Genomic DNA, 20055 nt, shown 5'->3' with positions numbered 1-20055 from the left:
GCGCCTGAGAATAAAAATCCTGTAATAATACTTTATGTTAAATAGATCAAAACCATTCATGAAATCAGGTTAGATGAAAGCTTTCTATTACTTGACATGCTGTAATACCAGGGGTATAATCAATTTATTACAAATGTAAGAATTAGGGAGGCTTTATGAAAAAATTACCTCAGATATCAGAAGCAGAATATGAAGTTATGAAAATTATATGGAGGTATGCACCCATCAGCACAAATGAGGTAACCGAGAAGCTGACAGCTGAAACCAGCTGGAGTCCTAAAACCATACAGACAATGTTAAAAAGGTTGGTTCAAAAAGAAGCCATAAGTTTTCATAAGGAGAGCAGAGTATTTGTTTATACACCATTAGTGAAGCAGTCAGAGTATCTGGAGCATGAAAACAATCATTTTTTAAACCGTTTTTATGACGGCAACCTGACCTCTATGTTAACCAGCTATCTGGGAAGTGACAGTATCACGGAGGGAGAGCTGGAGGAACTTCGCAGTCTGTTAAAGAAGCCGAAAGGAGATAAAAGATGATAGCAGGTTTTATGGTTCGCTTTGCTATTGCAGTGCTGGTCATTTCCTTTCTTGTACTACTGATTTTCTGTGTTAAAAAAATTGCAGGAAAAAAATTGTCTCCCAGAACACATTATCTTATCTGGTTCTTTCTGCTTATTGCACTTACGCTACCCTTTCTGCCGGGAATTTCTTTATCCTATGGCAGTAGCTTTTTTCCAAATTTAAATACAGCCTTATCCCCTACCGCAAGGAGTCTGCCAGAGGAGGAAAAGGTTGTGGAGACAGCTGATAGAGGCTGGATGAATAATTTTGCAGTTTCAGTCGGACAGGAAAGGGAATCGGTTGTTTATCTAATATTAGGCCTTGTGTGGATTTTGGGTATTCTGGTTATGGGAGCTGTTACCATAGCATCCTTTCTGCGGCTTAATAGGCTGTTTAAAGCTTCCCTACCCTTGCAGGATGCAGTGATAAGAAGGTTATTTGAAGAATGCAAAAGAGAGGCAGGTATAAAAAAGAGGATTGAAATATATAGCAGCGCTTATATAAAATCCCCCATTGTCCTTGGTACCTTCAAACCAGTAGTGATTTTGCCTATTCAGGCAGTAAAAGAGCAGAGCCCTGAGGAAATCAGGTATATCCTGCTGCATGAGTTGATGCATTGCAGATACCATGACATACCCATAAATTATTGGATATGTCTGTTAAGAGTTCTCTACTGGTTCCATCCGCTGGTATGGTATGCATTAAGGGAAGTGCAAAATGACAGGGAGATTGCCTGTGACGCTTCAGTTCTGACACTGGTGGGAGAGGAACAAGTCCAGGCTTATGGCGAAACATTGATTTCATATGCCAGAAGTGTGTCTTATCCTCGCTTTTCCACTGCCTCTGCCATGGGAGGATCTTCAAGACAGATAAGCAGACGTATTAAAAATATTGCAGCCTTTCAAAAAGAAAGTATATGGGGACATCTTAGAAGCAGGGGGATTCTTCTGTTAGTGGGAGCAGCAGTACTTGTTTTTCTGCCAGGACTCACCACGGCCGCCTCCGGCGATGAGGTAAGACTTCCGGTCTCCTATAAGGTAGAAGACAGTCTGGCATCCTATTTCGCAGGTTACGAGGGGAGTTTTGTGATGTATGACCTAAACCAGGAGACATATACCCTTTATAACGAAAAAGGTGCCATAAAGAGGGTTTCTCCGGACTCCACCTATAAAATATACAGTGCTCTTTTTGCGTTGGAGAAGGGAGTTATAACCGGAGAGAATTCAAACCTCAGCTGGAATAACAATAAGTATTCTTTTGATTCCTGGAATCAGGATCAAGACCTGAAAACTGCCATGAAATATTCCGTTAACTGGTATTTTAAAGCCTTGGATGAAAAGTGCGGATTGCCATTTTTAAAGGAAAAGTTTGAAGAAATTGGCTATGGTAATAAAGATTTGTCAGGAGGACTCTCTAGCTACTGGATGGAGTCTTCTCTTAAGATCTCTCCCCTTGAGCAGGTAGAACTGCTGACGGCTTTTTACCGTAATGATTACGATTTTAATGCAGAGCATATAAAAACAGTGCAGGAAGCAATGTTTCTCGGAGAAACAGAGGATGCCGCCCTGTATGGTAAAACCGGAACCGGAGCAGTGGAAGGAAAAAATATAAACGGCTGGTTCCTGGGTTATATAGAAGCCCAGGATAACCATTATTTCTTTACAGTAAACCTGCAAAAGGGAGCTGACTGCAGCGGCAGCCAGGCCGCAGATGTTGCACTCAAGATACTGAAAGGTCTTGGGATATACGGAAATTAAATTCAGTCGGTTCGTTGTGCAGTATTGCTTATAGCTTTTCCGTTTAATAGTGCTGCTGCCGCTTCTGGTTTAAAATAGCAGGTTATAACATCCTTCGCTACACCAACAGCATTACTGGAATAATAACCATTTGCTATTCTGACGGCAATAGATATTTCAGGAGTATCACTTGGGGCGTAACCGATAAACAGTGCATGATTTGGCTTGGTCTTCGATTCCTGTGCTGTGCCGGTTTTCCCGGAAACAGAAACATCCATATTTTTTAACAAGGTATTGTTTTGAGCATATTGCAGCATTCCTTGTGTAAGGGTATCCCAACTGGATTGTGAGAGTTGGACTTTTTCTTTTGTTTCAGGAAAGAAGGAGCTTTCGGTTCCGGTGCTGCTGTCTGCTATTTTATCCAGTAGTGACAGGCGGTAGGCAATACCTTTTTCTGCCAGGATATTTACATATGCAGCCAATTGAACTGTGGTATAGTTATGGGTACCCTGACCAATAGAAGAAGGAATTGCATAGTTGTCTGTTATCTGAGGCAGGCTTTCTGTTATTTCTATACCGGATTTGCTATCCAGATGGAACAGGTTTGCATATTTCGTTAATTCCTTAAGAGCCTGCTCTTCAGAATAGGTGTTGTTATCCTTACTGCCCAGTCGGTAAGAAATCTCGCACAGATAGTCGTTGCAGGAGTTCTGGATGGCTTCCGCTGGATTTTCTATAATACCATGTCCGCTTCTTTTCCAGCATCTGAGGTGGGGAGAGCGTTTATCAAATACTCCGTCGCAAAAGATTGAAGTGGCAGGTGTTATGACCTTTTCTTCCAGTCCGGCAGCTATGGTAATGGGCTTAAAGGTTGAGCCAGGAGCTGTTAGCTGTTGGGTGGCACGGTTATAAAGCGGCAGGGACAGGTCCTTTAACAGATGACTGTAGTAGGTTCCGCTTTCCTGCCCGGACAGGAGATTGTTGTCATAACCTGGATAGGTTACGCAAGCAAGCAGTTTGCCGGTGACCGCCTCTGTAACCACCACAGAACCGCTACAGGGTTCCAGGGCCAATTGCGCTGGGGTTATTTCGAGATTCTGTATTTTTTTTCTAATAAAAGAGTAAGGGCTTAACTCATTATTTATTAAACTTTTGTAATCCTCGTCTTCTTTTAAAACTCCCTGCAGGTATAGGAGTCGGCAGATTTCCAGGGGAGTAATCAGGTTGTTTTTTAGCATCTGCTGATAGACCAGCTTATGAAACTCCCCATCAGTAGTAAGGGTATTAGAAGCTTTTTCTGCCAGTAGCAGGGCAGCTTCTTTTGCATCAAGGTATTTCTGGTCTCGGGTAAGGGTACTGGTGTTAATCCAGTCAGCTTTCACTGCGGCTAAGAGGAGTTCCATAAAGGAAAGCTTTCCTTCCTCCCATTGAAGCCAGATATCTGATTTCTTAGGAGAAATATCAGGGAGTAGGAAAGGGGATGCCTCAGCGAAAAGAATGTCAGCAAAATAAGCTTCATAAAGCTGGTATTCCTTTGATAAAGCATTAAAAGGTATGGTGGTTTCAGAGGGGGAGGTCAGTTTTTTAAGTATTTCTTTCTGTTGCTTTTGAAACCGTTCGCGGATTTCTTTTTCTAAAGGTGAGAGATTTGTATTTACGTTTGAGGAGAGCTGCAAAAGGTTGTTTTTAATAAAAGCATAGTATACATCATAAACCGGTATACGGATGTCGGAGGAATCTGACAGACCGGTTTTCTTAAAATCTACAGCATCTATGAGATTATCCAGCAGAATACCTGCGATATGCTGCTCAAGAAGTTGATAAGCTGCTGTTTGCAGATGGTAGTCAAGACTTAAATAGATGTCCTTGCCAGGCACGGGGTCAGTTACAGAAAGGATATCTTGTATTCGGCCAGCCTGATTAATGGATACTTCCTTTGTGCCATTACTGCCTTTTAGATCCTCCTCCATGTATTTTTCAATTCCGTCCTTTCCGACTATGGAGTTTATAGTATAGTCTTTTCCAGCTTCCTTGTTTTGATCAAGTTCCTCCGAGGAGATGTTACCCGTATAGCCTATAATGTTTGAGAAGGCCTCACCACCCTCATAGACACGCATACTTCCGGTTTCTATCTGCGCACCTTTTAGAACAGAGCTGTTTTCCAGTATATCTGCCACGGTCTGTTCAGATACGTCCCTGGCAAGGGTCAAAGGTATAAACTTTTGGCTGCTGTTCTGCCATAACATATAACGAATTCCCAGTAATTGAAGCAACTCTTCTTTCTCATAACGAAATGAAAGATCAAATTGGCTCAGCTCAGCTTCTGTATAAATGTCCAGCATATCTTCATAGATACCGAATTTATTGCAGAGATACTGAGAGAGTTCCTCCGGGCCTGTGCCGGCTTCTTTTTTTGTCAGCTTATCCGGGCTGGCCTTTCCAAAGATATCAGCCCGCAGACGGTTCAGCCTGGTACCATCGGTTGTAAAGATATATTCGCTGTTTGCATTAAGAGCTATTGGTAAGGTATTTTCAAGGGTTTCTCCATTTTTTCTAAAAATTTTGATAAGACCAGAAGCAGTTCCATTTAAGGCAAGCTGCCGTTCTCTGCTGCTACCATATTCTGTGTTGTCCTCCAGGGTAACAAAATAAGCCGTCCTGCTGCCCGCCAGGAGGAAACCGTTTCTATCATAAATATTCCCTCTGGTGCTGTTCACCAGAATCTCCTTCTTTTTTGTATAAATGCCCGTATTAAGGTCATTTTCCTTCAAAATCTGCAGCTGGTAAAGGACGGTAATCAGCCACAGTATAAGAAAAAGAAAGATTGCAGCTATCGGTATAAGCCGAAGGTTTTCAGATTTTGATTTCATAAATTCCTTTCTTAGGGGGCCAGATGCTCAAGCACCGGTTTCAACCCTTTCATAACATAGGAGCTTCCGCCTCTTTGCTTTACGTCTTCTACCATAGTTACCAGCAGGATAGGCTCAGAAGTGTCTTTGTCCGTAGTAAATACAGCGAACCAGCCAAGCTCCGTACCCTGATTATCGGTTTTGGAGAGCTTTATCTCAGCAGTACCGGTCTTACCTGCCAGGGATAGATCCTTCCTGTGAACGGTATAACCGGTTCCGGCAGGGGTGTTCACCGTTTTTAGTAAAGCATTTCTCACGATTTCTGCGGCAGCTTCTGAGAAGGCATTCTTAATCCAAATACGAGGCGCTGCTTCTTCCTGGTACAAAAGGGTCGGGCTGATAACATCTCCCTTGTTGCAAAAGGCAGTGTATAAGCAGGCCAGATGAAGGGGATTAACAAGCACTTCTCCCTGTCCATATCCGGTGTCGGCCAATTGAATTTCTGATTGAAAAATACCATCTCTGGCATATTGGGAGGAAGAGAGGGAGATTTCAAAGGGGAGATTTTCTGAAAAGCCAAGGTGGGATAAGTTTTCGGCTAATTTGTCCTTTCCTACCTTTAACGCGGCCTTGGCAAAATAGATGTTATCTGAATGAATAAGGGCATTTTCCAGAGTAACCCGGTCATAGGTATGGAGAGTAGTGACATAATAATTCCCCCAGCTTGCATCCTTGCGCCATTTAAGACCCTCCTGCCCATAATCCTCCTCTGGGTCAAGAGCACCGCTGGTAAGTCCGATAGCGGCTATGATAGGTTTAAAAGAGGAACCGGGGCACCAGGTCTGCCGGAAACGGTTATACAGAGGCTGGGCTTCTGACTGGTTCAAAGTCTCCCATTGATCTGCTGACATCCCGAGAATAAAATCATTGCTGTTGTAGGAAGGAGTACTGACCAGTGCTAATACTTCACCTGTATAGGGATTAAGGGCGACAGAACAGCTTCTGTCCTCGCGGAAGCTGTCATAAAGTTTGGATTGAAGCTCGGAATCAATCGTCAGCCGAATATCCTCACCGTCCTTTTTGGAAACGGAGGCTAAGGTACACTTTACAGCTCCCTGAAAATTCGTAATAAGAATCTCATAACCAGTACTGCCTCTTAACTCTTTTTCATAAAGGGCTTCCAACCCGGTACGACCTATAAGACTGTTTGAATAATAGCCTTCACCCGGATGGTCTTTAAGGTCTTCGGCTGTTACATTCTGTACATAACCTGTCAGATGAGAGGCCTTTTCTTCCAAAGGATAACTGCGAACCGCAATATCCGTAATCATAATTCCCGGTATCTGGAGAAGGGAATTTCTTTGTTCCTTAAGCTCCATAGCCTTTTCACTTGGATTAGAACTAAGCAGCTCTGATTCATCCAGCTCTTCAATTGTTTTTAAAGGAACAAAGGAGTCGTTGTTTACCCATTTGGCCTGAAGCTTTTTCTCAATGCTTTCAGGCGTCATATTTAACAAGAGGGACAGCTGCTTTCTATCTTTTTCCCAATCCTCGGACAATTTCCCCGGAACCAGGCCGACAGATGAGGCAGCACCTTCACCTGCCAGTAAGTTACCGACGCGGTCCAACAGACGGCCGCGTTTAGCCTCCTTACGAATTACCTTAACCTTATCGTCAGAGGTCAGCTGGGGAAAAATCATGCTGTCATCCCAGGAAAGGGCGTATTTACCTTCCTCGTCTTTGGTGAAAGTGGCAGTATTCGTAAAATGAATCTTACCAGCCAGACTTTCAAACTTCTGGGTGTAGGTTACAGTGGATAAATCTTCTGAAGTAATGGAAGTATCAGTGATTTCAGAATGGAAGTTTTTTGCTTCAATTCCTTCATATATCTTTTGATTTCGCAAGATAAAAGCATCCTCAGAGATCCTGCTACGGCTGTCTTTATCCAGAAGAGTGTACATTTTCTTAAAGTTCTGTTCCTTTAGCAGGGACACATAGGCTGATAGAACATCTTTTGGAGTGGTAACTATTATTTCCTCCGGAGCTTTACTGTCCTTTAGAAATGCATAGATTATTGCAAGCAAAGCCAGGGTTACAGCCATAGAGCAGTTTATCCCTAAAAAAATTTTCAGGGTGTAATTTGTCTTTTTATTTTTCTTCATATTTCTGTCCGGTTTCAGTCTGATTACTGAATAAATATGGACTCCTTTCATGGATTTTAAAGTATTGCAATGATAGGGCAGAGTTGGAGAAGGTTATTAATATTACAAGTGTAATATTTGTAAACGTGCCTATATATTACATCTGTAAGATTTAAAAGTCAAGCAGTTTTCAAACACGATCTGGTGCAAATACATGAAAGGGAAGTTTGGAAGTAATAATAAGTTTTGCTGTAATTAAAAAGCTGTAGTTGACAAATTTTTCGCGGGATGTTATGCTAAAAAATAATTGATGTATGATGCCGGAAAAAACGGCCAATACTAATCTATAATATTAAAAGGCAGAGAAAAGAAGAGTAAGTAAAACTTTTCGTGGACAGAGAGCCCTGTATTGCTGAAAAAGGGTCACGTTTAGATTACTGAAGATGGTCTTGGAGCCTCGCACCGAATGGAGAACCTTTAGGCTGCGACGGAAGCACCCGTTATCGTGACAACCTGTAGAAACTGCAGGAGAAGAGAGCCTATTCAGGCTGAATTAAAGTGGTACCACGGGATATTGTTCTCGTCTTTAAAGAAGACGGGGACTTTTTTTGTGATAGGATATAAACCGATTGCCAAAAACACCCTATCGGACGGATGTACAAGGTGCATTTAAGGAAGAGGGTAACTATCGCGAAAGTGCTGGAGTCTGGTAAGCTCTTTATATAACTGGACAGTAAAAGGAGGAAGATATATGTGTAACTGTAAGAAACCCTATTATATTACAACTGCCATAGCTTATACCTCAGGAAAACCTCATATCGGAAATACTTATGAGATCGTACTGGCGGACAGTATAGCAAGATTTAAGAGACAGGAAGGCTATGAAGTGTTTTTCCAGACGGGAACAGATGAGCATGGACAGAAAATTGAGAACAAAGCCGGTGCGGCAGGAATTACCCCCAAGGAATTCGTAGACGGAGTTGCTGCCCAGATTCAGGATATTTGGGATATGATGAATACCTCCTATGATAAATTTGTCCGTACAACAGACACCTATCATGAAGCACAGGTTCAGAAGATTTTTAAGAAGCTCTATGAAAAAGGTGATATCTATAAGGGACACTATGAAGGCTTGTATTGTACTCCCTGTGAATCCTTCTTTACACCTTCCCAGCTGGTTGACGGTAAATGCCCTGACTGCGGCGGCGAAGTTCAGCCGGCAAAAGAAGAAGCATATTTCTTAAAGCTCAGCAACTACACAGACAGACTTATCGAGCACATCAAGACACATCCTGAATTCATTCAGCCAGAGAGCAGAAAGAATGAAATGATGAATAACTTCCTGCTGCCGGGCTTACAGGATCTCTGTGTTTCCAGAACCTCCTTTAAATGGGGTATTCCAGTAAGCTTTGATGAAAAGCATGTTGTGTATGTATGGCTGGATGCCTTAAGCAATTATATTACCGGTCCTGGTTATGACACAGACGGAAGCCACGGAGAACTTTATAATAAGTTCTGGCCGGCAGACCTTCACTTAATCGGTAAGGATATCTTAAGATTCCATACCATTTACTGGCCAATTATGCTTATGGCTCTTGAAGTTCCTTTACCGAAGCAGGTATTCGGTCATCCCTGGCTGTTACAGGGTGAAGGAAAGATGAGTAAGTCGAAAGGAAATGTACTCTATGCCGATGAGCTGGTTAATTTCTTTGGTGTGGATGCCGTGAGGTATTTTGTGCTTCATGAAATGCCTTTTGATAACGATGGTGTAATAACCTGGGAGCTTATGGTGGAGAGGATGAATTCCGATCTTGCAAATACCCTTGGTAACCTTGTTAACCGTACCATTTCCATGTCCAACAAGTATTTTGGAGGAACGGTAAGAAATGCTGGTGTAAAGGAAGCTGTAGATGAAGAATTAAAAGAGCTTGCAGTTATGACAGTGGATAAGGTAGTAGCTAAGATGGAGCAGTTAAGAGTCGCAGATGCATTAACTGAAATCTTTACACTCTTTAAACGCTGTAACAAATATATTGATGAGACCATGCCCTGGGTACTGGCAAAAGAAGAGGAGAAGAAGGAAAGACTTGAAACGGTTCTTTATAACCTCGTTGAAAGCATTACCATGGGAGCCAGCCTGCTGCATTCCTTTATGCCTGAGACTGCCGGGAAGATCCTCGCTCAGCTTAATACAGAGTTAAGGGATATTGACGGATTAAAAGAATACGGACTTTATCCGGATGGCAACAAGGTTACAGAAACCCCTGAGATTCTTTTTGCAAGACTTGATATCAAGGAAGTACTTGAGAAGGTTGAAGCTGCAAAAGCAGCAGAAATCATACCGGAAGAAGCTCAGAAAGAAGAGCCTGTAAATGTTATAGATATACCAGCAAAAGATGAGATTTCCTATGATGACTTCATGAAGCTGCAGTTCCAGGTTGGTGAGATCATTGCCTGTGAAGAAGTGCCTAAGTCCAAGAAGCTTCTCTGCTCCCAGGTCAGAATCGGAAGTCAGGTTAAGCAGATTGTATCAGGAATCAAAGCATATTACACACCGGAGCAGATGGTAGGTAAGAAAGTTATGGTGCTGGTGAATTTAAAGCCTGCCAAACTGGCTGGAATCCTGTCCGAAGGAATGCTCTTATGTGCAGAAAATGAAAACGGAGAGCTGGCATTAATGGTTCCGGAGAAAGACATGACTCCCGGTGCTGAAATCTGCTAATTTTATAAGAAGTAAATTAATTATAGTTTACCCTGTATTAAATTTCTTGATATACTAGGCAGGAAACCATTTTAAACCTTGAGTTATGGTAGAGCGAAAGTATATATTGTAATTAATTATTAACTGGGCTACAGTTACTTATTTAAAAAAAATCTTTAAAGGAATAATAAAAAATAGAAGCTGCCATCTCAGAGAGTTACAGTTAAAACTGTGGTATCTGAGAAGCAGCTTCTTCTTATTTCAGCAATCATTTCAACGATTCATTCCGTTGCCATTATTTTAATATCTTATCCAGCTCCGGATTCATTGCATAGAAGTTCTTTGCATCCAGATGCTCCTGAACTCTTACCAGGGCTTCACCAAACCGCTGAAAGTGTACGACTTCGCGTTCTCTTAAGAAACGTATGGGTTCGGCAATTTCGGGATCTGTTACAACTCGTAGAATATTATCATAGGTGGTTCTTGCCTTCTGCTCTGCAGCAAGGTCTTCTGTTAAGTCCGTAAGAGCATCGCCTTTGGACTGGAAGAAACATGAATTAAAGGGAATACCGCCTGCCGCCTGTGGCCAGAGTCCAGTTGTATGGTCAATGTAATAGGCATCAAAACCTGCGGTTTTTAACTCTTCCAGTGTCAGGTTCTTTGTCAGCTGATATACAATTGCACTGATAATCTCCATATGAGCCAATTCCTCTGTACCGATATCTGTTAACAGACCGGTAACTTCCTTATAAGGCATGGAATAACGCTGTGAGAGATACCGCATGGAAGCGGCCAGCTCGCCGTCAGGACCGCCGAACTGACTGATAATAAGCTGTGCCATTTTAGGATTCGGCGTTGTTATTTTAACCGGAAATTGCAGTCTTCTTTCATAGGTCCACATATTATATCACTCCTTCCCAAGGCCAGGGATCATCCACCCAGGTCCAAGTAGTATTTTCTTTTACCCGGTAGGATTCTATGGGACCAAAGGCTGTTTCGTATTCTGACAGTGCTTTCTCCCTTTCTGACCGGTAATTTTCAAAGCAGCCAAGTGCTTCTTTGTCAAAAGGGTGAGTATCCAGAAACAGACGTAACTCATCCAGTACAAAACTTATTTCCTGAAGTTTTTTCATAGCACTACATTTATCTTCATTCATAATAAAGCACCTCCTGTTCCATAAAAGGGCAGGTCTAATTCCTTAAACAGTGTACCGGCATTTAAAGCCTCATCCGGCAGATTTAAATCCTTAAAACATTGTTTCCTTATGACTACCATTGCCAGAGGAAGCTCAGCTGCTGGTGTCTCCTGGTTATCAAAAGGAAGACAAGGAATTCCTTTTGCTGGTGTATCTTTTGGCATTGTATTTAAGTTTTGAGGTGTGATGTCCATATAAATCTCCTTTCTAAAATAATAAAAAATGCGCATACTAACTCTGAGTTTTATTATTTTTAAGGTGTTTATTGCTTGCTATAAGTCATATTTTTTATCCATCCGGGCAGATAACCTTTTTAGGAAAGGCCCAGGTTTGGGTAGCTGTGAATCAACTTATACAGGAGAGAAATATTGCCGGCTTAAATTAAATTGCATTAAAAATGAATGGATGCCAGCCAATAATTACAGTCCTTATGAATAGTTTCTCTTTACAAATATAAAAGATACAGGTAATAAAAGCATAGTCAGGTAAAGGTTAACGAATATGGAAGAAAGCATGGACAAAGAACAGGGTTATCACTTATAATGTCTTAATGGACAGGCAGCTGGTAATTTTTATCGTATTACTGGAAGGAACAATGATGTGAAAAGAATGGTATTTTTTGTTTTTTGAAGAAAAGAGGCATATCTATGATTTTTGAAACCCATGCTCATTATGATGATGAAGCATTTGATGAAGATAGAAAGCAATTACTTAACAGCTTTGAAGCAGCAGAAATTGGTTATGTAGTAAATATAGGAGCAAGCCTTCAAAGCTCCAAAAACTCTCTGGCTCTGGCAGAAGAATATCCCTTTGTTTACGCAGCGGTAGGAGTACATCCCAGTGAAACAGCAGAGCTAAACGAGGAGAATTTCAACTGGCTGAGAGAGGCTGTAAAGGAGCCTAAAGTAGTTGCCATTGGTGAGATCGGACTTGATTATTACTGGGATACACCGGAACGTACAGTGCAAAAGCTATGGTTTGAAAGACAGATGGAATTAGCCAAGGAAGTAAATCTGCCCGCTATCATTCACAGCAGAGATGCAGCAGCAGATACCCTTGATATGATACAAAGCTGTAATCTTAAGTCCGTGGGAGGCATTATACACTGCTTTTCCTATGCAAAAGAAATGGCAAGGTCCTATCTCGATATGGGCTTCTATCTGGGTATCGGAGGAGTATTGACCTTTAAGAATGCAAAAAAGCTCAGGGAAGTGGTAGAGTATGCACCTATGGAAAGTATAGTGCTGGAGACCGATTCACCTTATCTGTCACCAGAACCTAACAGAGGCAAGAGGAACTCATCCCTTAATCTGCGCTATGTAGCGGAAAAGATAGCGGAAATTAAAGGGCTGGATTACGAAGAAGTCCTTCGGATAACGGAGCAGAATGCAAAAGATGTATATAAAATAAAATAACAGTTGTTAAAGGCATTGTATGCCACAGAAAGGATGAATGGATGGCGACACTGGGAAATCCAAAGGAAACTATAGAAATATTAAATAAATACCATTTCGTTTTTCAGAAGAAGTTCGGGCAGAACTTTCTAATTGATACCCATGTACTTGAGAAGATTATCAGAGCTGCAGGGGTGACAAAAGATGATATGGTAGTGGAAATAGGCCCCGGTATCGGAACCCTCACTCAATACCTGTGTGAAGCCGCCAGAGAGGTGGTTGCCGTTGAGATAGATAAGAATCTGATACCGATTCTTGAGGATACCTTATCTCCCTATGAGAATGTAAGTATAATCAACGAAGACGTCTTAAAGGTGGATTTAAATAAACTGGTACAGGAAAAGAATGGCGGAAGACCCATAAAAGTTGTGGCGAATCTTCCTTATTATATAACTACTCCAATCATCATGGGATTATTGGAGGCACATGTTCCCGTAGATAATATTACCGTTATGGTGCAAAAAGAGGTTGCGGACCGTATGCAGTCCGGTCCCGGCAGCAAAGATTACGGGGCTCTTTCCCTGGCAGTTCAGTATTATGCAGAACCCTACATTGCAGCCAATGTTCCGCCAAACTGTTTCATGCCAAGACCGAATGTAGGCTCTGCCGTCATCAGGCTCGCTCTTCACAAGGACAAGCCGGTTAAGCTTCAGGATGAAAAACTGATGTTCAAATTAATTCGGGCCTCCTTTAATCAAAGGAGAAAAACCCTTGCCAACGGACTTAATAACAGTGATGAAATTAAGCTCTCCAAGGAACTTATAACAGAGGCTATAACAGAACTTAATCTGTCTCCCAGTATCAGAGGAGAGGCTTTGAAACTTGAAGATTTTGCAGCCTTAAGCAATATAATTTATGAGAAACTGAATTCCTGACATTCGTTTAGTCAACGGAATATGTCGAAAAAACAACCTTTTATATTGACATATCCTTTTGGGAATGATATCTTTTACTGGCAAATGTCCAGGTAAAAGTAGAAACCTCTAACCAGAAGGAGATAGTAGAATGCACATAGGTAAAATAACAGGAAACATTATAGTCGGACAATCAGGCGGACCAACTGCCGCCATTAATTCCAGCCTTGCAGGTGTATATAAGGCAGGAAAAGAAGCAGGCGCAGACAAGGTATATGGTATGCTAAACGGTATACAGGGGCTTCTTAAGGGAAAACTGATTGACCTTTCTGAGAAAATAACCTGTGATCTGGAGCTGGAACTGTTAAAGAGAACTCCTGCCGCTTATTTAGGCTCCTGCCGCTATAAATTACCGGATTATGAAAAGGATGCCGCCCCATATGAACAATTGTTTCAGATACTTAAGGAGCATGGAATTGCAGCTTTTTTCTATATCGGCGGAAATGATTCCATGGATAGTATACGTAAGCTTTCTGAGTATGGAGAGTCGGTAAATAGTTCTATAAAATTTATAGGAATTCCGAAAACCGTTGATAATGATCTGGAAATTACAGATCACACTCCCGGATATGGAAGTGCTGCCAAGTTCATTGCAGCTGCAACAAAAGAGATTATCAGAGACAGTCTGGTTTATGATCAGAACAATCTTACAATTATAGAAATTATGGGAAGACATGCAGGCTGGCTGACAGCTGCAGCGGCACTGTGTAAGGATAAGGATTGCCAGGGACCGGACCGCATCTACCTGCCGGAGAAGGATTTTGACAGGGACGTCTTCTTAAAGGATATAAAGGCTTTACAGCAGGAAAAGAAATCGGTTATTATCGCAGTATCAGAGGGGATCCATCTGGCAGACGGAAGGTTTGTCTGCGAATTATCCGATAAGGATTCCTATATCGATGAATTCGGACATACCATGCTGACAGGTGCAGGGGCTTATCTGGCAGCGCTGGTTAAGAAGGAATTGAATTGCAAGACCAGAGCCATTGAACTTAACACCTTACAGCGTTGTGCTTCTCATTTAGCTTCTCTTTCTGATATTACAGAAGCCTTTGAAGCAGGCAGAGCCGGTGTGATGGCAGCAGCCAGAGGTATCACCGGAGAAATGGCAGTAATAAAGAGAGTATCTGATTCACCTTATCAGTGTGCTTATGAGACTCACAATATCAAGCAGATTGCCAATATGGAGAAGAAAGTTCCCCTAAGCTGGATTAAGGAAGGCGATGACGGACTTACAGAAGAGTTTATCCGATATGCAAGACCTTTGATTATGGGGGAAGTAATGCCTATTATGGTAAATGGACTTCCTGCGCATATGGATAATATCCAGTAGGAAAATAACAAAAAACACAGAACTGTTAATCTGACAACTAAGGATAGCCCTATGGTTATAACTTAATTGAGCAGAGCAGCAGTTCTTTTTTGAACTCGGAGTACCCAAAAGAAGGGATTCAGGAAAACTCTGTAATACTGCTGGTGATACTATTTTTAAGTGTTAAGCAGCTAAGTTATTTAGGTATAGTGCGGTTTTAATCACTTTCATTACCAGAGGGCGCTATATGGTAGCAGGATTACCATATAACGCCCTCTGTCTGCTGTTTATATTCTAGGAAGAATGAAGAACCATTACACCCTTCTCTAAAGTACGCTTTACATCAATAATCTTCTGATTACTGCTGCCCTTCCAATGCAGTTTGGTATCTTTTAACGCTTCCATGAACTTTCCGTCTACCAATACATCTACCTGTTCAACTAAAGGCAGATATTTAATCTCATCCCAGGAAAAGCCTGTATAGAGCCAGATATTCTTGTCAGGGAAGGTATTTCTTATCTCTTCCACCAAGGCTGCCACACCACTGCGGTTTGCTGGATGCAAAGGATCACCGCCGCTTAGGGTAATCCCTTCAATGTAGGGCTTTCTTAATTGTTCAAATAGCTCTTCTTTTGCTGCCTCATCAAATGCAAGACCTCCGTTAAGATCCCAGGTTACGGGATTGTGGCAGCCCTTGCAGCCATGATTACAGCCGGCAACCCACAGTACTACACGAAGACCGGTGCCATTAAGCATATCGTCTTTGGTTATATTGTGATATCGCATTACATGCTTTTCCTTTCCTTGATTTCCGCCATTTTGGCTGCATTAAGACGGGTATCCCCTTTTACTCTGGAATAAGACAGATATCCGTTCATACGGTCAATCTTAGTAAGATTGGAACTGCCGCATTTCGGGCAGACATCCATTTCAAGCTCCTGGTGACCGCAGTCATCGCAATAAGCGAGGGAAAGGTTTACGCCTTCGTAAAAGCCCATATCCATGGCTCTTCTGACCAGGGATTTGATGGCATTCATATTATAATCGATGGGATACTTCACATATTGGATCTTACCGCCGTTTGAGAGATCCCAGAAACGCTGCTCCAGATCCTGTTTCTGAATGGGAGTCAGTTCTTCCGTAACATGGCAGTGGAAGCTGTTGCTTACATACTCTCTGTCAGATACATTCTCAATAATTCCATACTTTTTACGGAATTGCTGTACCTGGAGACCGCAGAGGCTTTCAGCAGGGGTGCCATATATAGCATACAGGTGATGATCCTCTTCCTTAAACTCGTTGATTCTTTTATTTATGTAGGTTAGTACCTCTATAGCGAAGCTGCCGTCTTCTGCCAGTGACTTCTTGTTATAGAGCTGCTGCAGTTCGTTTAAAGCAGTAATACCAAAAGAAGCAGTAGCCGGCTCCAATAAGGGCTTGATCTTATCATGGATTCCAAGATGTCCGCCGTAGAAACCGCCCTCGCAGTAAGCCAGAGGATTAGTGGATGCACGAAGTTCTCCCAGGTAGTCGTAGGTACGGATATGAAGTCTGCGAATCAGATTAAGATAGTAATCCAGTACCTCATAAAAATCCTTGCTTTCCTGATTTGCTTTGGCAAGAATCATAGGCAGGTGAAGACTTACAGCTCCGATGTTAAAACGGCCGGTGAAGACGGGGGTATCCTCTTCATTAGCCGGATTCATGCCGCCTTCCCTATACCAGGGAGAGAGAAAGGCTCTGCAGCCCATGGGACTGATGATTTCGCCGTACTTTTTATAAACACTGGGAACATAACCTTCTCCGGTAAGACTTAACCAGTCCGGATACATAGTCTTACTGGAACATAGAATACCGGCTTCAAATACCTCTTCCAGTTCACAGCCTTCTCCATGTAGGTTTTTATCATATAAGAAGACTATTTTAGGGAATAAAACAGGTTTCTTGCACTCTTTCTTACCCTGGCCTTTTCTTCTTACATCTAAAAGGGCAATCGAAGCCATCTTAGCAAACCGGCCTCTTCCGGTACCGGCTGAAACCGTTATAAAAGGGTAATCCCCGCGGCTTGATGCAACGGTGTTAAATTTGTATTCCCAACCCTGAAAACCCTGTTCAAAATCCAGCTTTACATCCTTAAGTGCTTCTGAGGAGGCTTTCTCCTCGGGAATGCCAAGTTCCAGGTACTTTTCAAAAAGTATCTTGTAGGATTTTTCTGCGTAAGGCTCTAACAGCAGGTCAACACTTGGTACGGTAAAACCTCCGTACTGCTGGCTGGCAGCGCTGAGAACAATATCTCCGATAACATCAAAGGCTACATTTAAAGTCTTTGGTTCGTTATACCACAGATTACCCATCTCAAAGCCGCCTTCCAAAACATGTTTTACATCAAAAAGGCAGCAGTTCATGGTATCTCTTCTTGCAGACATATCATGAATATAGATATAGCCGTCTCTGGCAGCTTGTAATTCTTCCGTAGTTAAAAAGAATTTTTGATAAAGCTCCTTATTCAACTGATTGAAGATAAGACTTCTCTTGGTAGAGACCAGTGCGCTGTCGGTGTTACTGTTTTCTTTATCACCGATATACATGATGGACTGGCTTTTCTTATATACTTCATCCAGCATATGTACGAAATCCTGTTTGTAATTACGGTAATCCCTATAGCTCTTTGCAACCAGTGGATTTGTCTGTTCCAGAGCACTTTCAACGATATTGTGCATCTCGCTTATGTATATTTCTTCCCTGTCCATGTGAAAGACTTTACTTTCAACAAACTGGCAGATGAAGTTATGCTCTTCCTTCGTAAAACGAATCAAAGCACGTTGAGCGGATTTGTCCACTGCATTAATAACCTTTTGTACATTGAATTCTTCTTTGGTGTTATCCTTTTTTACTACCTTTATCATTTGACGCCACAACCTTCTTTGCTTGATTTTTCCTAGGTAAGTACTGAATTAATTACCTATTTATAACGCGGGTGATTACCAGTTAAACTACTAGATAATCGCCCATATTGTGTAGTATTATAACACATACACACAATATATTGTATATAGAAAATGTATAAAAATTATCAAAGATTATCGTTAATTTTTCTATGAAGGTAATTTCTCCTAGTTCATAATAGGTGTTAAAAGAAACTTTTTTTAAGTAGAAGTCCTATGTGCCATACGAATTAATACTTTCCAATTTTATAGGTTTATGTTATCCTTTTATAGCGGAGAATGAAAAGATAGCTTTTGTAAAGAAAGCAGCCAACCGGTACAGCGATGAGCGGTATCCGGGCAGGAATTAAAGGAGTCAATACGATGAATCTGCTTAACGTAGAGAAAATGAGCAAAAGCTTTACAGATAAAATACTGTTCGACAAGGTTTCCTTAGGAATAAACGAAGGAGACAAGATTGGAATTATCGGTATAAATGGTACTGGAAAATCAACCTTACTTAAAATAATTGCTGGGTTGGAAGAGCCAGACGAAGGCAGCGTGGTCAAGGGAAAAAATATACGGGTTGAATTTCTTCCTCAGATACCTGAATTTGATGAGAATCTGAATATTTTAGATAATGTAATAAAAGGGAAAAAGGCCAGGGAAGAATACAGAGATCTGGAAGGAGAAGCCAGAGCAATGCTGCTTAAACTGTCTATTAACGATGTTACAGGCAGTACGGCGACCTTATCCGGCGGCCAGAAAAAGAGAGTAGCTTTAGTCAGAACCCTGCTGACACCGGCTGAAATACTTATATTGGACGAGCCTACCAACCACCTGGACGATACCATGGCAGAATGGCTTGAGGAGTATTTAAAGAAATACCAGGGAGCTTTTCTCATGGTAACTCATGACAGATACTTTCTCGATAAGGTTACGAATAAGATCGTTGAGATTGATAAGGGATCTATCTATACCTATACAGCCAACTACACCAAATTTCTTGAGTTAAAGGCTGCCAGAGAGGATATGGAGGCGGCAACGGAACGGAAGAAAAAGAGCCTGTACCGCATGGATCTGGAATGGATGATGAGAGGGGCCAGAGCCCGCTCCACCAAGCAGAAAGCCCATATCATGCGCTTTGAGGAGCTTAAGAACCGAAAGGTCATAGAAGAAGACAAGGCAGTAGAAATCAATGCCTTATCTTCAAGACTCGGGAAAAAGACCATAGAAATAAACGGTATCAGCAAAGCCTATGGCGATAAAGTACTGTTTAAGGACTTCAGCTATATTATGCTAAGGGGCGATCGTCTTGGTATCGTAGGCCCCAACGGCAGCGGCAAATCCACCCTGCTAAAATGCATAACGGATAACCTGAAGCCCGATGAAGGTACTATCGATAAGGGAGAGACTGTTAAGATCGGTTACTTTTCACAGGAAAATGAATATATGGATCAAAGCCTTAAGGTGATTGATTATATCAGAAATGTGGCAGAATATATTGAGACAGCCGACGGAACGACCACTGCCTCACAGATGCTGGAGCGATTCTTATTTGACGGAAGTCTGCAATATTCACTGATATCCAAATTATCCGGAGGAGAGAGAAGAAGGCTGTACCTGTTAAAGGTTCTCATGGAGGCGCCTAATGTACTGATACTGGATGAGCCTACCAATGATCTGGATATCACGACCCTGACTATCCTGGAGGATTATCTGGATACTTATGACGGAATCGTACTTGCCGTATCCCATGACAGATATTTTCTGGACCGGATGGCAGACCGGATATTTGCCTTTGAGCCGGGCGGTGTGATTAAGCAGTATGAAGGTGGTTTTACGGACTATAAGGATAAGGTCAGGGAAGACAAGGCTGCCGCTGAGAATATAACACCTGTTCAGAAAGCAGAGAGTAATGATAATTCCAAGGGAAAGACCAAGGATGTGAAACTAAAGTTATCCTATAAAGATCAAAGAGAGTATGACACCATTGAAGGGGATATTGCTTCCTTGGAAGCACGTCTTGAGGCCATTGAGGAAGAATCCGCAAAGGCTGCCTCTGATTACACCAAATTAAATACTCTTCTGGCAGAAAAGGAGCAATTGGAAAAGAGCCTGGAAGAAAAGATGGAACGCTGGATGGATTTAAGTGAGCTGGTGGAACAGATCAAGGAACAGAATGAAGGTTCTAAGAAATAGGGATCATCCGGAAGCTTATATTGTTTAAACCTGCGTATAAAGCGCATCCAAGGAATCAGTTAT

15 protein-coding genes and 1 other annotated feature are annotated in these 20055 nt (G+C 41.9%); of the genes, 8 read left to right on the top strand and 7 right to left on the bottom strand.

Translation table 11 applies throughout. From position 1 onward, the window contains the following. Nucleotides 1-155: 155 nt before the first annotated feature. Both BR73_RS0101705 and BR73_RS0101700 read left to right on the top strand, forming a co-directional pair. Nucleotides 156-539: a BlaI/MecI/CopY family transcriptional regulator gene (locus tag BR73_RS0101705; RefSeq protein ID WP_033164145.1), complete on the top strand. Its 384-nt coding sequence runs from the start codon at nucleotides 156-158 to the stop codon at nucleotides 537-539. Next, nucleotides 536-2320 carry a BlaR1 family beta-lactam sensor/signal transducer gene (locus tag BR73_RS0101700; RefSeq protein ID WP_051684900.1) on the top strand — a complete coding sequence of 595 codons (1785 nt, stop codon included), beginning with the start codon at nucleotides 536-538 and terminating at the stop codon, nucleotides 2318-2320. Before BR73_RS0101705 ends, BR73_RS0101700 begins: the two co-directional genes overlap by 4 nt. A gap of 2 nt (nucleotides 2321-2322) precedes the next feature. Here BR73_RS0101700 and BR73_RS0101695 read toward each other — a convergent pair whose 3' ends face one another. Next, nucleotides 2323-5169: a penicillin-binding transpeptidase domain-containing protein gene (locus BR73_RS0101695; RefSeq protein ID WP_033164144.1), complete on the bottom strand. Its 2847-nt coding sequence runs from the start codon at nucleotides 5167-5169 to the stop codon at nucleotides 2323-2325. Nucleotides 5170-5180: 11 nt separating this feature from the next. Continuing rightward, the gene (locus BR73_RS0101690) at nucleotides 5181-7310 is read right to left on the bottom strand and encodes a penicillin-binding transpeptidase domain-containing protein (RefSeq protein WP_033164143.1); all 2130 of its coding nucleotides are present in this window, start codon (nucleotides 7308-7310) and stop codon (nucleotides 5181-5183) included. Between the two features lie 332 nt (nucleotides 7311-7642). Beyond that, nucleotides 7643-7880 (top strand) — a binding site (T-box leader). Nucleotides 7881-8040: 160 nt separating this feature from the next. Here BR73_RS0101690 and metG point away from each other — a divergent pair. Beyond that, entirely contained in the window at nucleotides 8041-10011 is a 1971-nt protein-coding gene (metG, locus tag BR73_RS0101685; RefSeq protein WP_033164142.1) for a methionine--tRNA ligase, read from the top strand. 274 nt (nucleotides 10012-10285) lie between these two features. On the opposite strand, the gene BR73_RS0101680 is transcribed toward metG, so the two are convergent. From BR73_RS0101680 to BR73_RS0101670, 3 genes are read right to left on the bottom strand one after another with little or no spacing between them, the layout of a single operon-like run. Further along, nucleotides 10286-10891 (bottom strand): manganese catalase family protein, encoded by a 606-nt coding sequence (locus tag BR73_RS0101680; RefSeq protein WP_033164141.1) that lies wholly within the window; start codon nucleotides 10889-10891, stop codon nucleotides 10286-10288. Between the two features lies 1 nt (nucleotide 10892). Then, nucleotides 10893-11147, bottom strand: coding sequence for a spore coat protein CotJB (locus tag BR73_RS0101675; protein ID WP_033164140.1), 255 nt, complete (start codon nucleotides 11145-11147; stop codon nucleotides 10893-10895). Continuing rightward, complete coding sequence (locus tag BR73_RS0101670; RefSeq protein ID WP_033164139.1) at nucleotides 11144-11380, bottom strand: spore coat associated protein CotJA; 237 nt, start codon at nucleotides 11378-11380, stop codon at nucleotides 11144-11146. The genes BR73_RS0101675 and BR73_RS0101670 overlap by 4 nt, the downstream gene beginning before the upstream one ends. 453 nt (nucleotides 11381-11833) lie before the next feature. On the opposite strand from BR73_RS0101670, the gene BR73_RS0101665 reads away from it, so the two are divergent. The 3 genes from BR73_RS0101665 to BR73_RS0101655 all read left to right on the top strand — a co-directional run bounded on the left by BR73_RS0101665 (nucleotide 11834) and on the right by BR73_RS0101655 (nucleotide 14887). Then, nucleotides 11834-12601 (top strand): TatD family hydrolase, encoded by a 768-nt coding sequence (locus tag BR73_RS0101665; RefSeq protein ID WP_033164138.1) that lies wholly within the window; start codon nucleotides 11834-11836, stop codon nucleotides 12599-12601. Nucleotides 12602-12642: 41 nt separating this feature from the next. Beyond that, nucleotides 12643-13515: a 16S rRNA (adenine(1518)-N(6)/adenine(1519)-N(6))-dimethyltransferase RsmA gene (gene rsmA / locus BR73_RS0101660; RefSeq protein WP_033164137.1), complete on the top strand. Its 873-nt coding sequence runs from the start codon at nucleotides 12643-12645 to the stop codon at nucleotides 13513-13515. 130 nt (nucleotides 13516-13645) lie between these two features. After that, complete coding sequence (locus BR73_RS0101655) at nucleotides 13646-14887, top strand: 6-phosphofructokinase (RefSeq protein WP_347463031.1); 1242 nt, start codon at nucleotides 13646-13648, stop codon at nucleotides 14885-14887. Between the two features lie 273 nt (nucleotides 14888-15160). Here the strand turns inward: BR73_RS0101655 and nrdG are convergent, their stop codons facing one another. Next, nucleotides 15161-15652 carry an anaerobic ribonucleoside-triphosphate reductase activating protein gene (gene nrdG, locus BR73_RS0101650; protein WP_033164136.1) on the bottom strand — a complete coding sequence of 164 codons (492 nt, stop codon included), beginning with the start codon at nucleotides 15650-15652 and terminating at the stop codon, nucleotides 15161-15163. Further along, nucleotides 15652-17772, bottom strand: coding sequence for an anaerobic ribonucleoside-triphosphate reductase (gene nrdD, locus BR73_RS0101645; protein ID WP_033164135.1), 2121 nt, complete (start codon nucleotides 17770-17772; stop codon nucleotides 15652-15654). The genes nrdG and nrdD overlap by 1 nt, the downstream gene beginning before the upstream one ends. A gap of 257 nt (nucleotides 17773-18029) precedes the next feature. Between nrdD and BR73_RS29570 the strand changes: the two genes are divergently transcribed. Beyond that, on the top strand, nucleotides 18030-18161 hold the full coding sequence (locus BR73_RS29570) for a hypothetical protein (protein WP_278248519.1): 132 nt from the start codon (nucleotides 18030-18032) through the stop codon (nucleotides 18159-18161). A gap of 13 nt (nucleotides 18162-18174) precedes the next feature. Continuing rightward, nucleotides 18175-19992, top strand: coding sequence for an ABC-F family ATP-binding cassette domain-containing protein (locus BR73_RS0101640; RefSeq protein ID WP_033164134.1), 1818 nt, complete (start codon nucleotides 18175-18177; stop codon nucleotides 19990-19992). Nucleotides 19993-20055: the final 63 nt, after the last annotated feature.

The organism is Clostridium sp. KNHs205, from assembly GCF_000702945.1.
Classification (GTDB): Bacteria; Bacillota; Clostridia; order Lachnospirales; family Lachnospiraceae; genus Anaerocolumna.
Note: the sequence above shows the minus strand (reverse complement) of the source record. Positions and strands in the feature narration are given on the sequence as shown.